This is a genomic window from Pseudomonas sp. SWRI18, assembly GCF_014268345.1.
GTDB classification, from domain to species: Bacteria; Pseudomonadota; Gammaproteobacteria; order Pseudomonadales; family Pseudomonadaceae; genus Aquipseudomonas; species Aquipseudomonas cedrina.
This window is the reverse complement of record NZ_JACCQQ010000018.1, coordinates 97,209-111,622: the sequence shown is the minus strand read 5'-3', so window position 1 is coordinate 111,622 and position 14,414 is coordinate 97,209. Positions and strand designations below refer to the sequence as shown.

The following is a 14,414-nucleotide window of genomic DNA, read 5'->3' as shown; positions in this document are numbered from 1 at the left end:
ACAGCCCATTGATTTCGTTAAACCGATAACGGTGATCATCCGAAAAATGGTAACACCCATGAACATATCTAACCATCCGTACCTGCGCGATATTTATAAGCTAAGAGTACCAATGGTAGATAAGCAACAACGACCCCTAGAAGGCCATTTAGTCCGAGAATAGATATACAAATAGCTACTGGGAATAGCCAAAATATATTGATAGCGGCGACAGCTCCAGTCACCGACAAATGATTACCGGCCTTACGTGCGGCGTGCTGGTAAGCATGGCTTCGATGAGCTTCATACACCCGATGCCCTTGGAACAGGCGAGAGAATAGGGTGAAGGTTGCATCGACTATAAAGACGCCTAAAAGAACCAACCATACCCACAAAAAAACTGGACTTTTCCAAGCAGCATAAAGGGAGAACACCCCCATCATCACACCCAGAAACCCACTACCAGCATCGCCCATGAAAATGCGTGCCGGCGGAAAATTCCAGATAAGGAATCCACTCACGGCCATTGCCAAGAGTAAAGGTGGCCCGATCAGCTCTCCAAAGCCGGTCAACCAGTAAATAATACAGACCCCAACACAAGTACAGATAGCCTCCACACTTGCGAGTCCATCTATACCATCCATAAAATTATATAGATTCAGCAGCCATACGAGGTACAGGGCAGACACAAATACGCCAAACCATTGCAGATCAATTAGTCCTCCCCAGTACTGAAGTGGAGGCAATCCTCCCAGCCAATATAATGACCATGCGGCACAGAGGAAATGACCAAGCAGACGCCAGCGAGCTGCAATATGACCATGATCATCAAGAAAGCCTAATGCTGCGACGCCCATTCCGGTTCCGAGCATGGACCAGATCATGGGCCATTCCGTACCCCTTGTCATACCGACGAAAGGCAAGAATAGTAAAAAAATCAGTACTATCGCGACTCCACCGCCTCTAGGCGTAGGAACCGAATGCGAACTACGCGAGTTAGGGACGTCGATTAGACTTCGACTAATGGCGTATCGACGAATACTACCCGTCAAAAACGCGGACAAAAGAACAGCAAGAGGAAATAAAAACCACACACTCATAGAAAAGACACGTCCTTGGAGCTATGAAAGTTAATTTGCATCATGACCTTAATGCCAAGAATTCGCGACCACAATTTTGCAGGGTAAGCTCTGGACGTAGCGGCGGAACCCATTCCAGCAAAGAATAGGCCTTGCTTGAATCAATAATCAGAGACTCGCATAACTGTTTATACATACCCTGCCTACCAATCAGGCTCGCCCCCCATCGCAACAGGACCGGCGGACAAGGAAGCAAACGAGGCTTCACTCCCATCCCCAAAGCCAATTGTGCAATGATCTCCGGAGTGGACAGCGTAATACCATCAGAAATCAGAAAAAGTTGATTCGCAGCGGCTGGCTGAGTAATACATTGGCGCAAGAAATGCGCCAGGTTCTCCAACGAGATCATGCTTCTTGAGTTTTCTACCGAGGCAACTGGCAAAGGCAAGCCGGATGACACCAATTTAAGTAGTCGTCCGAAATTACCAGGAGCCTGGGCGCCATAGACGAGTGGAGGCCGAACAATTACCCACTCCATCGTAGAGCCATCGGCTATCTGACGTAGCGCCAGCTCGGCCTCAAGCTTGGAAACGGCGTAATCTGCATGAGGTGCGGGAATGGAATCCTCCGTAAATGGTTTATTGATGGTTTGAGCACCGTTGACCCCGATCGAGCTAACCAGGATGAATCGCGTCACTCCAGCATCACGTGCTTGCTTCGCAAGCGCGGTAGTGCCCTTAACATTTACGGCTCTAAACTTCGCAAGCGCATCCGCAAGTGCTTCGCCTGTGACATGCGCACGACCGGCCAAGTGGACGACTACATCCACGCTCTCAAGCGCACGCGTGAAGTCCCCCGTTCCGCTGATATCACCAATCACTACAACCTCAACGTGAGGCTCGTTATAGCTCTGAGGGTGTCGCAACGCAGCGACTACATCAATACAACCAACATCTGTGCACGAACGAATTAAACCGCGCCCAACAAATCCGGTGGCTCCGGTTACTAGAACACGCATATTACACCTTGGTTACGTCTGAATAAACGTTGAGTGTCCGCTGAAGCATCAGGTCAAAAGTAAAATCACTAAAAAATCTTGACTTACCCATCATGCCCATCCGCGAACATAAATCCCGCGAGCCAATTAAAGTACCCAATGCGGATACCAAACCTTCATGATCATGCTTGTCCACCAATATTCCAGTTTCATGTTGTGTCACCGCCTCTGGCACGCCACCTACGCGCGACGCGATCACCGGCAAGCCAGAACGCATCGCTTCCAATACAGTTAATGGAAGTCCTTCCCAGTTTGAAATAAGGCAAAAAATATCAGCTTTGGATAATCGCTCAGAGACATCAGAACAGGGCCCTGGGAAGAAGATTTTATCCTGCAAGTTGAGTTCGGCGACTAGACGTTTAACCTGCGGCATAGTAGGGCCGCCCCCCACGAACTCCATCGTCCAATCGCTGTTAGCTAAGGACGCTAAGGCGCGGACTAAAAACAAATGGTCTTTTGGCGCATCAAATCTAGCGACCATTATGAGACGTGTTACATTGGATGCTTCTGCGACAAAACATGGTTCCTTCACCGAAGGCATTCCATTATGAATCGTGACAATCAGATCGGCATCGCCCACGCCCAACCGCAGCGCCAAAGAACGATCGTAATCGGAGACAGTGATAATCTTACTCGTAAGGTTCGCTACAGTCTTCTCGATCCAACGATACAAAATGCGCCGAAACGAAGATACACCCTCGGTAAAAGCCCAACCGTGCGCTGTAAAAACACACGGAACGGACATCATTTTTGCAACCAGACGCCCCACAATTCCGGCCTTTGAAGAATGTGCATGAATAAGATCCGGTTTCCATGCCAACACAATGCGTCTGAGTTCAAGATAAAATCGAAAATCGTTGATAGCGTTCAATGGGCGAACCAGATGTCTCGCGGAGATGCATGTAAGTCCTCTCTCCCTGGCCTTATCGACGAAAACACCGTTACCGCCTACGACAATGAGTACTTCATGCCCCGCATCTTGAACGCCTACTGCGAGATCAAGAAGATGGACGCTCGCCCCTCCAATGACATCAGAACGGGTGATAACGTACAGAATTCTCAACTCTCTTCCTCCCCATCATAACCGTGAGGATTCAGGGTCTGCCAACGCCAGGAATCGATAACCATTGCATTCAAATCTAATGATGCAACCCAGCCCAAGTCTCGCTTTGCTTTAGATGGATCAGACCAACACTTAGCTAAATCACCAGGGCGGCGCTTAAGGTATTGAACTGGTATATCTACTTTGCTAACCGTAGAGAAGGCCCTGATTACCTCTAGGACCGAGTAGCCTTTTCCCGTACCCAAATTCCACAAAAAGCACCCGCTATGAATATCAAGATAATCTAACGCTGCCAAATGTCCCTTGGCCAGATCCACCACGTGGATATAGTCTCTGACGCCAGTGCCATCGGAGGTCGCGTAGTCATCACCAAAGACAAACACGGAGGGTCGTAGACCAACAGCAACTTGACTGATGTAAGGAAACAAGTTATTAGGCGCGCCCTTGGGATGCTCTCCTATTAGTCCACTTGGGTGTGCACCTACCGGATTAAAGTACCGCAGAATAGCAATAGACCATCGAGGATCGGAATGAGCCAAATCAAGCAATATTTGCTCAACCATCAACTTGGAGCGCCCATAAGGATTGATAGGTGTAGCAACGAGTGAGTCTTCCCTGAGTGGCATTTCACCGCAGTCGCCATACACCGTCGCAGAGGAGCTGAATACCAAATTATAAACATTCATACTAGCCATGACCTGACACAACACAATCGAAGCAAGTACATTATTAGCATAATACTTTAAGGGCTTTTCAACACTTTCACCTACAGCTTTAGCACCTGCAAAGTGAATCACAATATCTATCGAATATGTTTTAAATATTCGAGTGAGCAACTCTGTATCGCAGACGTTTCCCTCAAAAAAAATGGGGCTATGACCGGTGATATCTTTGACTCTGAGCATCACTTCGCTGGAACTATTACTAAGATCATCAAGCACTACCACTTGATATCCCACTTGAAGACATTCAACAAGTGTATGAGAACCAATGTAACCAGCACCTCCGGTAACTAAAACCGTTTTCAAGATCCCACCTCATGCCCGAAACTATTTTTTTGATTTAAAAAAAACTTTAGATATCGACAAAAGCACGCTAAAAAACCTTCTAAAGCCAGGCTTAATCAGGAACTCTCTCAAAAAATATGATGCCACTTCTGCATAGGCTTGACGGCTACCTTTCGATTGAAAGTCGGAGACTCTGTAATCAATCATCGGAAATGATGTAAATATACATTTCACATCTGTACGCTTCGCCAATCGTATCCAAAGATCATAATCTTCACTCTGGAACCCGCCCGAGTAACCTCGCGCGCGCAAGATCAGATCTCTCCTGATTGCGATCGCCGGATGAACGAAAGGATTTGAGTAAATGATTCTGGAGCGCCAATTTTGCTCTCGTAGCGCTCGAGCACCAATGACTGTGCCGGCAGCATCAATTATCCGGCATGATCCAGCGACAATGTCGATAGCCGGGTCGGTCCGAATTAGATTATAAGACTCGGCTAGCCTGTCAACATGACAGATATCATCACTATCAAATCTTACGATGTACTCACCCTTTGCACTATTTACGCCTAAGTTCAAATTAAACGCCAACTGACCTATCTCTGTGCGGAGCAGTACAATCCTAGGGTCTGTTATCGCAGCAACAGAAGCATATAGCTCATCTGTGCACGCATTTAAGACGATAACAAACTCAAACAAACTAAAACTTTGCGCCAAAACGCTTTGAATCGCTTGATGAATATATCCTTCATCACGATTACAACACATTACAACACTGAAATACGGCCGCTGAGCATCGTCAGACGTTGCCATTTCAGCATCGACCGTAATTGTCTGAAAATCGGACAATATCATCTTCTCCAAGATAAGACCCCGACTGTACCTCAATAAGTTCCAGCGGTATGACGCCAGGATTTTCCAGCGCATGGACCCCACCTATCGGGATATAGGTAGATTGATTTTCGGTCACAAGGTAGGTCTTCTCCCCGTTTGTAACTTTCGCAGTACCACTGACGACGATCCAATGCTCAGCACGGTGATGATGCATTTGCACTGATAGTTTGTGCCCTGGTTTAACAGTTATTCTTTTTACTTGATAACGCAGGCCACTATCAATAGCTTCATATACACCCCAAGGCCTGTAAACCTCGCGATGAGCTATATGCTCGTTCCTCCCGTCCGCCTTAAGCTTTTCAACTATTTTTTTTACGTCTTGAATATGATCCTTATGAGCCACTAGTACTGCATCTTTGGTTTCGACGACGACGAGATCATTGATACCAACTGTAGAAACCAAGCGACTTTCCGAAAAAACATAACTATTTGAAGTATCTATCGAAATGACATCACCCGTAAACAAATTGCCATCTTCGGAGCGCGTACCCACCTCCCACAACGCAGCCCATGAACCGATGTCACTCCAGTTAGCATCCAGTGGGATCATGACAGCTTGCTGAGTTTTCTCCATAACCGCATAGTCAATCGAGTTATCAGGGCACTGCGAAAATGCTTCGCGGTCAATCCGAGTAAAATGCATGTCACGAGAGCCTTTCGCCAGTGCCTCACGACACCAGAAGAGAATATCGGGCTCAAAGACCTCCAGTTCCTCCAAATAACGGCTTGCCTTGAACATGAACATGCCGCTGTTCCAGTAATAATCGCCGTCCGCAAGGTAAACTTGAGCAGTATCTGCGTCTGGCTTTTCAACAAAACGAATTACCTCGAACCCTCCGTTTCCGACTGAAGGCCCCTGCCGCAAATATCCATAGCCGGTCTCAGGCCTTGTGGGTGTGATACCGAATGAAATCAATTTACCCGCTTCGGCCAATACCATTGCAGTCCGTATAGCGTCGTGGAATGCTTCGGTATTTTGGATGAGATGATCAGCTGCCAAAACCAGCATCAAAGGGTCGGCGCCTTCGGCAGTCGCTTGAAGCGCCGCCAGAGCAATCGCGGGAGCCGTGTTCCGGCCCATTGGCTCGAGCAGAATATTAGTATCTTCAAGACCAAGCAGTCGCAACTGCTCCGCCGCCAAAAAGCGATGCTCCTCATTGCAAATCAGCTGTGGCGGAGCATGGGTAAGGCCAGCCAAGCGGTTGATTGTGACTTGCAGCATCGAAAATTGGGTATCTACCAGCGGAATAAACTGTTTCGGGTGAAGCTGACGAGACAAAGGCCACAAGCGAGTGCCCGAACCACCCGCCATAATAATTGGAACAAACATTGATATCGTCCTTTGATTACCTTCGAGGAGGCTAATGACGCCGCATACGAAACCGAACAGCTTGCTAGCTGGGAACCTGCAGGGCACGTGCCAAATGCCACTCATCAGCAAAATTTGTGAACCGTGTAAAGAGGAAGCGACACTACATAACTGACCCATTATGCGAGTATGGTGGTAGTTTTCAAGTAACAGTTGTAGTCCTCTGTCGATAATCGATCCACGAACTACCTACCTCAACACTAGGTGATCGTTTACCTAGGCATCTCCTGGAAAGCAGTTGCACGGCAGTAAGGCCCGTAATCATCATCCGACTGCGCTTGCGGCAGTCTTTCCACTACCTGGCTAGGCCACGTATAGGACTCTTGGTCGTTGGCCTTGCCGGTCTCAACCAAACTGTTATCTGAGCGCTGGCGGCGGCCGTTTGAGCGTGTCACTGAACAGCCACGCCTTGCGCCCGATTTCGAACGGCTTAGCGCGCGTTTCGCCGCATTGATGCCGATCGGTAAAAAACCAGACTCCACGTAGCGCTCCAACCGGCTTCAGTTATTGGTCAGATAATTCGCCGCCCTCTCCAGCACACTTTGGGGTGTCGCTTGGGATTGCGTTCTATCCAGCCGGCCTTTCAACTGGGTCAGGATTAGCAGACTGTAAGCGATCCATAAACCCCACCTACCGTATGGCCGGGGTATGAAGTCAGGTATCCGAGTCGGATACATGCTCTGCTTGAGTTCTTACCCCAAACAACCGGTCGGCTATCTGCCGACCTCGCTCCAGCCCTTCAGCCGTCAACCAAATCGATTTGTTCTTGTTCACCGGATTACTGATTAAACCCTGTTCATGCAATCGATTCATGGTCTCGAAGTCGAACCCTTTCCAAGCATTGCCGTCATCAAAACTGAAGGTTGCCAACAGGGCAAGCATGGCTTCTTCAATCAATTTATCGTCGTATTCCATGATCGTTGCTCCGCTCGTATCTTTAAGCTCACCATAAACCCCACCAGCCATGGTGGATAGCGCGTTTAGCTATGCGATACCGGCGAGCAGTTCCAGGGTAGTAAAGCTTCGTAATCCTCAATCGAAGATGCCAGTGGCAGCCACGCATAGGGCTCTTGGCCGTTGGCTTTGGCGGTCTCAACCAAGCTGTAAAGTTGAGCGCTGGCCGTCGCGCCTTTGGGCGTGTCGCTGAACAACCAGTTCTTCCTTCCGATCACGAAGGGCCTGATGGCTCGTTCGGCTGAGTTGTTGTCGATCGGCAAGTAGCCTTCCTCGACATACCGCTCAAGTTTGCTCCAGTTATTGGCCAGGTAGGTGATGGCTTTTCCCAGCGCGTTCTGAGCGGTGACATGGGGCTGCGTCTTTTCGATCCAGCTTTTCAACTGAGCCAGCACCGGCAGGCTGTGTTCGTGCCGGCCAACTTTGCGTTCCGCATCGCCGCTGGTCTTGAAGTCGCGTTCGATACCGTAAAGCTTGTTGATCAGGTTCAGCGCGATATCAGCGCGCCCCGTCTTGCCTTTGGGCTGTACTTTTTGAGCATCGATGAATTTGCGCCGCGCATGTGCCCAGCAGCCTAAACGCTCCACTTCGACCTGAGCGCCCAGCGCGTTGTAACCGGCATAATCATCGGTCATCACGTAGCCGCGATAACCATCAAGCAGACGCGTCGGCACCTCCTGAGCCCGGCTGGTGGAGTAGTCGAAAAGGATCACTGGTTTGTCGGGTGGGCCGCCGGTTTGCACCCACATCCAAGACTGACTGCTTGGCTCCCGATCAGGCTCTTTCAACACCTGTACCCGGGTTTCATCGCAGTGGATGATGCGGCTTTCCAGCAACCGGTCGCGCATTAAATTCAACAGTGGTTGCAAGTGTTCGCCGCACTGGATAACCCAGCGGGCCAAGGTCTGGCGCGGGATATCGATGCCATGGCGGCCCAGCACTTTTTCGAAACGGTGAAGCGGTAAACCGTCCACGTATTTGGTGGTCAGCAGCATCGCCAGCACGCTTGGGCTGGCCATACTTTTTTCAATCAACTGAGCGGGCTTGTCCGCAGTAACCGGTGCCATTTCACAGGCACGGCAACCGTAGACCTTACGAACGTGTTTGATCACGCGGATTTGCATCGGCACGATTTCAAGCTGCTCGCTGACCTCCTCGCCGATGGCGTGTTTGCGACAGCCGCAGGCACAGGGCAGTTCATGCTCGGAAAGCTCGTGGATGACTTCGATGCGAGGGAGATCGGCCGGTAGCGGCTTGCGCTTGCCACGCCGCTGGGTCGGCGCAACAGCCTCTTCTTCCGCGGCTTCATCAATGGGTTCGATGACGCTTTCCGCCTCATTGAACAGGGCCAACTGCGGCGTTGCCGGATCAGCCGTTTGCTCGGACTTGCGTCCGAACAGGCGCTGACGCAACAGCGCATTTTCTTCTTCGAGGAAACCGACTCTGGACTGCATCTTCGCAAGCAGCTGCTTGAGCAATTCAGGATCGTCGGGGAGGTTTTCGGGCACGGAAATCATGCCCGGATTATACCGAATCAGGCCACGTATCGAGGCGTCAAAACCTGATGAGGACGATTGCGCCAGAGGTCGAAACCGTCCAGCAACCAGTTGAGTTCCTGGACGGTCAGGATAATCGCCTCGTCCGTGGCATCGGGCGATGTTTTGAATCGCTCGGATTCGAGGCGCTTGAGCCAAAGGCAGAAGCCGTTGCGTTCCCAATACAAAATCTTCACGCGGTTGCGTGGCTTGTTGAGGAAGACGAAAAGCACAGGGTCGAATACCGCGACTTTGATATCCAGCTCGACCAGCGCAGCAAGGCCATCAATGGATTTTCGAAAGTCCACGGGTTTGGGGTAGAGATAGACTTTTTCGACTTTGGCATCGGGTCGCATCATGGCGGGCTGGCTCCTGAGAGAATCGGGAGCACAGCATCCGAGATCAGCTAAGCGCTTTGAAGGTGGGGTTCATGGAGCGCTTACAGCAGACTCATTTCCTGACGACAAATAAATCACTGCTCATCGCTGAGGCCCTTGAGGTCACGCTCGATGCCGTACCGCTTATTGATCAACGTCGGCGCAATATCGGCACGGCTTGCGTTGCCTCTGGGCTGCACTTTCTGCGCATCGCGAAATTTACGACGCGCACGTGCCATGCACACCGATCGCTCCACTCCAGGCTGCAACGTTATCGCGTTATATCGGAAAGCGAGCGCAAGTCCGAATTGTCGCCAATCACTTACTTATTACTCAGTTATGCGTACTGAATAAGCCCAAGACAATTCCTTTCGATCATATAGTCTCTCAGAGATTTTCCAGCGTTATCAACAGCCGATACGTCGGCCCCGCGACTCAGAAGCATCTTGAAAGCCCGTTCATCCCCATGCCTTTCATAGTAACTAAACGCGTACATTAATGGGGTTGTACCGTTATAGCCCACGACAGACATACTTGCCCCACAATTCAAAAGAGTATCTATCAGAGCGATTTGTCCGTGATACGACGCAAGAATAAGCGCGCTCCACCCGTTTTCATTTCTAGCATTAATGTCATCAACAAACTTCAACGCCAACTCAAGCGCCAGCACGTCACCAGATTCGGAGGCAACCCAAAGAATGGGATAATAATCTTTTTTTAACTTCAGATCATAGTCTACGGTCGAGATAACAAAACTTCCGCTATCTTCAGATACAATTGCCCCTGGCTTCAAGTGGCTCTTATCCAATAAGATCTCAGTCCCAATTATTTGCCATCCTTCGAAACGCGGCACCTGGTATTCCCTGAACGTGAACGCCCTAAATTGATTAGAAATTTCGAAAGCGCATTTATTGAAGTCAATTGACAGAGATGAGTAATTAATTGATGACTTCGAATAATATGAAGCCCCCATACTCTCTTGCGCGATGGATGAAAACTCGCCAGACAAAATCGAATCAATGTGGCTTCGCAGCAATTTTTTTGAGTTGGCAAGATATCTGAAATATAAATCCCGAGCATTATCTCCAGGATCTATATCAAATTCGATCTGGGCAATAATGTCACCAGTATCAATACCCGCATCGATAAAATGCAGCGTGACTCCACTGGTCACTTCACCATGCAACAACGGTAATGCAGAAGTGTACATGCCTTTATATTTGGGAAGTAGTGAGAAATGCACATTAAAAAGCTGAGCGCCACGGAATTTTTTTGGGCTTATGATTCTGTCGAACTCTAGAGACAAAAACACTAAATTTTCAATCTCGTAGAGATCTTCCAGGTTTACTTGCTTAATACCTCTCCCTAATGCATATTTCTTGAATGATGGCTGCCAAGTGTCCACACCAAGATCATTTTTATTGGGTATAAAAAATATATTACTATCGGGATAAATATCAACAACATACCTCAAACCTTCGATGGCTATTTCGTTTTTTCCTGCTACACATATAGCTTGCATAATTATACTACCACTTTTCTAGTACGATATTTTTGCACCTGTACGCTTTCATTACACATTAATGTATGTATAGAAATTTAGGGCTTGACAAACTCATAGCTATCGCTCCACAGCTCTAATTATCAATAGACAACGTAGAATCATTCAAGTCCCCGGCTGGGCCCCTAGCATTGACAATAGAATCAATCACCCATTATATAATCCCAACCGATAAGCTGATTGCTTTCCTCTAGCAAAAAGGAAATATTTAATCGAGGCATGTAAACTACAGGCTTACTAGTGAAGCTCAAAAAGGCGGCCCACCAAGCGAAAGTGCTATTACCAATTATATAGTCCTTACAGCAAACCAAGCTTAAAAAATCTGCGATAGCCGGTTTCACATCTGCGCTTAATAATCCGCAGATTTTGAAATTCTGACCGTCAAAAACTTTTTCGCACCATGCTTTGTCATCAGTAAAGATTACAAATTCGCGATCTTTAAAATGCCGTATTGCGGCCAAATAATAACTTTCATCCATTACTTTGTGGCGAGGGTCTGTTGATAATAAAAAGTCGCCTCGACGGACGTGAACCCCCACACTATGGGAATATAGCTTTTGCCCCTTAGCAATCAAATGCGCATTTTTATCGAAAATCAACGAACGTAGCTGATTCCTAACAAATAGTGCGCTCTGAACGTACTGAAAATACCCGAAATGAAACCTGCAATTGACAGCTTCAAGAGCATCACTGAACTTCGTTTCCGCATCAAAATCGTAGAGCAGATAGCCGCCAAGCTTGCGAAGCCCCATTTTCCTGGAAATTAAACGAGCAGCTTTCGCCAAATAACTCTGCTCGAAAAATATACACCTCCTAGAAAATTGCAAATGATCGAAATCAATAAGATCAGAAAGACGTATGCCTCCATGAATGCTTTTAGCAAGTAGAACCTTACTGTCGCAGGTGACGCTTTGATCCAGCACGGACTCTGCGTATTTCGCCCATGCCAATTGAAATAGTTGGTTGCCTAACCCACCTTGCAGCATAACGCTTTTATTTGTAGTCATCTAGGCACTCCACGATATCTCTTGATATGCTCTGTCAGCACTGACAGAACAAACACTACCATCCCAACCTGCAAAAATTTCATCGAAACGCCATACATATCTGAGCGAGAGAAATACACAAGTGTAGGTAAAACCGACAAAATAAGAAAAATCGCAAATCCTTGATTTTTGTATGCCAATTGACCTTCTTTATATATAAAAACTATGCCATCAAGAATTCGAACGAAGCACCCAAAAAGCAAACACCAGAACATATAGAATACCCATCCACGATAGTAAGCCTCCGCAAAAAAACTCGTCGAAAACCCGCCACTAGCGAAATTTATATACCGTACTTGGTCCACGCATACGCCAAATTCTCTAGTGGTAGAATTCAGACAACGTTCTAGTTCGTTAGAAAAATTCACTGCTCCGTATAAAACTTCGAATGAAGCTCCTTGTCCGTGCAGCGTTTGGGATATTTTTTCCAACACGCCGGTTGAGACTTGAAATCCTAATCGGTACTCAAGAAGAATATTTGCAAAAAAAAGCGACCCTACTCCTAGCAAAATAAGAAAACCGTAGCTTATTCGTTTTTCCAGCCCATAAACAAATATAAACAAAAATAGGTATACGAAAAAATAACCTCGGAGACCAATAAATAAAAATCCAATCGAGAAAACCATCCAGATAATCGAAATAATCATTAGTCGATTGGAGTGCTTCCCCAGAATACCCCAAAGTAAAAGTAGATTTTTTGCAATAAAGAAAGTGAAGATGTGCGCATGAAACTCTGGATTTTCTAATGCTTCAAAATAATTCCCTCCAATATATTTTTGGGCCACAATAAAAGACTTCACCAAAAAAAAGACACCACTGCTCAGGCCAAGAAATATAATGACCCCGTTCGCGAGGCGAGATAATGAGAAAGTAGAGAGCGTCGCGAAACGAGCAACAATTACGGAACTGAATCGGCCACTAAGGAGATAGCCTGTAGCTATGAATATGAAACCAAGGGCCAAATTTACCACGGTTTGGCGAATGGAATTTTCACCCAAGACAATTCCAGCCTCAACGACTTCCTTATTGAAAAATAGCGTGAGAAATGGCCGTGCCCACATAAAAAAGAACACAGAAATAGAAACAAGTGATGGAATGCTCAATGGGCTTTTGTAACGTCCCTCTAAGCAAAAGCGCCCTAAAAGAACCGTCATGGAGATTAAGAATATTTTATACAAAATATCCCCAGCGCCCCCTCCACTGACGCTCATTGTTCCCATGACAAATATAGCCAATACAAAGTTGAGCATCAACAAAACACCAAATAGAAGCTCACTTCGTCTGACATAAAACATAACTTTCACCTCAAAACCATTTTGACAAGCTTTTTTAATTTGTTCAGCAAGTACAGCTCGAATGATCTAGCATAAACTTTGTGCGAAGGCGAGCTCTTGCCTGCTATGCTATTAAGCTTTGTAAATACAAGATTTGCATCAAAAGCCTTCGTGTATTCATATCCCCGTGTAGAAATGTCACTTGCAGATTCCAGAAAATGCTCAACCAAGGTTTGCATACTGCTTGTTTTTTGCGGCGGCTTTATACCAGCATAGCTCAACTCTCCCAATGAGTACCCTAAAGACTCTGAGACCCATCTGTACTGAGGAACTTGGCTCTCACCTCTACTCGCCTTTGGGGGTACGACTATGGTAGGCACTTTATTTTTGGCAGAGTCCAGCGAAGAAGTGCCCATTGCAAACATCAAATCGATATTTTCACGGATGAAGTGACTGAGATCTTCCTTTTTAATCATGGGAACAAGCGCGTATTCCAGATCCAGATCAGACGATATAAGTTCCCTTAGAGCGTTCATCGCGTCTCCCTCCCCTACGATATGAAAAACAATTTTTTCATAGCGTTTCAAAAGACCTGATCGTAGGGACCGAACGTCAAGGATCACCTGTTCTAGAGCGAGGAACTTGAAGTCCATATCGATTCGCCCGACCCATCCTAGACGCAGAATTTTTGATGGCGCAGTGTAATCAAATGGCGTTGCAAGTTGTTTATCTATTACAATTGGACATATCAAGTCGGACACTAAACCATCGAAACATATATTGCCAATATCGGCATGGGCTCCGACCTCATCGGTAAATATCACGGAACGGCTATCTAGGAACGCCGCTAACGAGCCCTGGGCTCTGCCCTTCAAAATTTCAATCAGTTTGCGTTTAAGCGTTCCCTTAGATTCAATACGTAGGGAATATTCTTCGTCACTAATGGACAAATAAGCACCTCGGAACGCGGCATATCCCATGCACCAAACACAGATGTGTTTAAATCTTATATTACGGGCTTTAAATAACCAAATCCTACTTACTTCAGATGTGGGAAGAAACACAACGTCGTAAGTTTTCAGTCTCGGCTCATCATACGTGGCGGCGATTTCAACTTCACACCCGTTTAATATCAGCCAGTCATTAAGCCGTGCAAGTAATAAGTCGGTTCCTCCGAACCGTCCTTGGGTTAAAATCAATATCGTTCTTTTCAACAAAA

Annotated in this window: 13 protein-coding genes and 2 pseudogenes; all 15 read right to left on the bottom strand. The window is 47.1% G+C overall.

Annotation, left to right across the window (positions count from 1 at the left end; genetic code table 11):
- Positions 1 to 68 precede the first annotated feature (68 nt).
- The 15 genes and pseudogenes from H0Z09_RS19445 to H0Z09_RS19380 all read right to left on the bottom strand — a co-directional run bounded on the left by H0Z09_RS19445 (position 69) and on the right by H0Z09_RS19380 (position 14,394).
- The gene (locus H0Z09_RS19445; RefSeq protein ID WP_186692648.1) at positions 69 to 1,079 is read right to left on the bottom strand and encodes a glycosyltransferase family 4 protein; all 1,011 of its coding nucleotides are present in this window, start codon (positions 1,077 to 1,079) and stop codon (positions 69 to 71) included.
- Between the two features lie 40 nt (positions 1,080 to 1,119).
- On the bottom strand, positions 1,120 to 2,076 hold the full coding sequence (locus H0Z09_RS19440; protein ID WP_186692645.1) for an NAD-dependent epimerase/dehydratase family protein: 957 nt from the start codon (positions 2,074 to 2,076) through the stop codon (positions 1,120 to 1,122).
- 1 nt (position 2,077) lies between these two features.
- Positions 2,078 to 3,178 (bottom strand): glycosyltransferase family 4 protein, encoded by a 1,101-nt coding sequence (locus H0Z09_RS19435; RefSeq protein WP_186692643.1) that lies wholly within the window; start codon positions 3,176 to 3,178, stop codon positions 2,078 to 2,080.
- Positions 3,175 to 4,209, bottom strand: a complete 1,035-nt coding sequence (gene galE / locus H0Z09_RS19430; RefSeq protein WP_186692691.1) for a UDP-glucose 4-epimerase GalE — start codon at positions 4,207 to 4,209, stop codon at positions 3,175 to 3,177. The genes H0Z09_RS19435 and galE overlap by 4 nt, the downstream gene beginning before the upstream one ends.
- An 18-nt stretch (positions 4,210 to 4,227) precedes the next feature.
- A complete protein-coding gene (locus tag H0Z09_RS19425) occupies positions 4,228 to 5,034 on the bottom strand; it encodes a glycosyltransferase (protein ID WP_186692640.1) in 807 nt (268 codons plus the stop codon).
- Complete coding sequence (locus H0Z09_RS19420; RefSeq protein WP_186692638.1) at positions 5,000 to 6,409, bottom strand: mannose-1-phosphate guanylyltransferase/mannose-6-phosphate isomerase; 1,410 nt, start codon at positions 6,407 to 6,409, stop codon at positions 5,000 to 5,002. The genes H0Z09_RS19425 and H0Z09_RS19420 overlap by 35 nt, the downstream gene beginning before the upstream one ends.
- A gap of 251 nt (positions 6,410 to 6,660) precedes the next feature.
- Positions 6,661 to 7,066, bottom strand: a pseudogene (locus H0Z09_RS27400) (transposase); the annotation flags it as partial.
- A gap of 36 nt (positions 7,067 to 7,102) precedes the next feature.
- Positions 7,103 to 7,363 (bottom strand): DUF6429 family protein, encoded by a 261-nt coding sequence (locus tag H0Z09_RS19415; RefSeq protein ID WP_186692629.1) that lies wholly within the window; start codon positions 7,361 to 7,363, stop codon positions 7,103 to 7,105.
- Positions 7,364 to 7,428: 65 nt separating this feature from the next.
- Positions 7,429 to 8,919 carry an IS66 family transposase gene (locus tag H0Z09_RS19410; RefSeq protein WP_186692627.1) on the bottom strand — a complete coding sequence of 497 codons (1,491 nt, stop codon included), beginning with the start codon at positions 8,917 to 8,919 and terminating at the stop codon, positions 7,429 to 7,431.
- A gap of 17 nt (positions 8,920 to 8,936) precedes the next feature.
- Complete coding sequence (tnpB, locus tag H0Z09_RS19405; RefSeq protein WP_029614001.1) at positions 8,937 to 9,296, bottom strand: IS66 family insertion sequence element accessory protein TnpB; 360 nt, start codon at positions 9,294 to 9,296, stop codon at positions 8,937 to 8,939.
- Positions 9,297 to 9,412: 116 nt separating this feature from the next.
- Positions 9,413 to 9,598, bottom strand: a pseudogene (locus tag H0Z09_RS19400) (transposase); the annotation flags it as partial.
- A 53-nt stretch (positions 9,599 to 9,651) separates the two neighbouring features.
- Positions 9,652 to 10,836, bottom strand: a complete 1,185-nt coding sequence (locus tag H0Z09_RS19395) for a formyltransferase family protein (RefSeq protein WP_186692618.1) — start codon at positions 10,834 to 10,836, stop codon at positions 9,652 to 9,654.
- A 182-nt stretch (positions 10,837 to 11,018) separates the two neighbouring features.
- On the bottom strand, positions 11,019 to 11,882 hold the full coding sequence (locus H0Z09_RS19390; RefSeq protein WP_186692616.1) for an alpha-1,2-fucosyltransferase: 864 nt from the start codon (positions 11,880 to 11,882) through the stop codon (positions 11,019 to 11,021).
- Entirely contained in the window at positions 11,879 to 13,216 is a 1,338-nt protein-coding gene (locus H0Z09_RS19385) for a hypothetical protein (protein ID WP_186692614.1), read from the bottom strand. The genes H0Z09_RS19390 and H0Z09_RS19385 overlap by 4 nt, the downstream gene beginning before the upstream one ends.
- Before the next feature lie 5 nt (positions 13,217 to 13,221).
- Positions 13,222 to 14,394 (bottom strand): hypothetical protein, encoded by a 1,173-nt coding sequence (locus H0Z09_RS19380; RefSeq protein ID WP_186692612.1) that lies wholly within the window; start codon positions 14,392 to 14,394, stop codon positions 13,222 to 13,224.
- Between the last annotated feature and the right edge of the window lie 20 nt (positions 14,395 to 14,414).

What these genes read in the sequence shown, in the direction of transcription:
- H0Z09_RS19395 (WP_186692618.1), bottom strand. Translation starts at nt 10,836, where the DNA reads ATGCAAGCTATATGTGTAGCAGGAAAAAACGAAATAGCCATCGAAGGT.
- H0Z09_RS19410 (WP_186692627.1), bottom strand. Translation starts at nt 8,919, where the DNA reads ATGATTTCCGTGCCCGAAAACCTCCCCGACGATCCTGAATTGCTCAAG.
- H0Z09_RS19420 (WP_186692638.1), bottom strand. Translation starts at nt 6,409, where the DNA reads ATGTTTGTTCCAATTATTATGGCGGGTGGTTCGGGCACTCGCTTGTGG.
- H0Z09_RS19445 (WP_186692648.1), bottom strand. Translation starts at nt 1,079, where the DNA reads ATGAGTGTGTGGTTTTTATTTCCTCTTGCTGTTCTTTTGTCCGCGTTT.
- H0Z09_RS19415 (WP_186692629.1), bottom strand. Translation starts at nt 7,363, where the DNA reads ATGGAATACGACGATAAATTGATTGAAGAAGCCATGCTTGCCCTGTTG.
- tnpB (WP_029614001.1), bottom strand. Translation starts at nt 9,296, where the DNA reads ATGATGCGACCCGATGCCAAAGTCGAAAAAGTCTATCTCTACCCCAAA.
- H0Z09_RS19440 (WP_186692645.1), bottom strand. Translation starts at nt 2,076, where the DNA reads ATGCGTGTTCTAGTAACCGGAGCCACCGGATTTGTTGGGCGCGGTTTA.
- H0Z09_RS19390 (WP_186692616.1), bottom strand. Translation starts at nt 11,882, where the DNA reads ATGACTACAAATAAAAGCGTTATGCTGCAAGGTGGGTTAGGCAACCAA.
- H0Z09_RS19385 (WP_186692614.1), bottom strand. Translation starts at nt 13,216, where the DNA reads ATGTTTTATGTCAGACGAAGTGAGCTTCTATTTGGTGTTTTGTTGATG.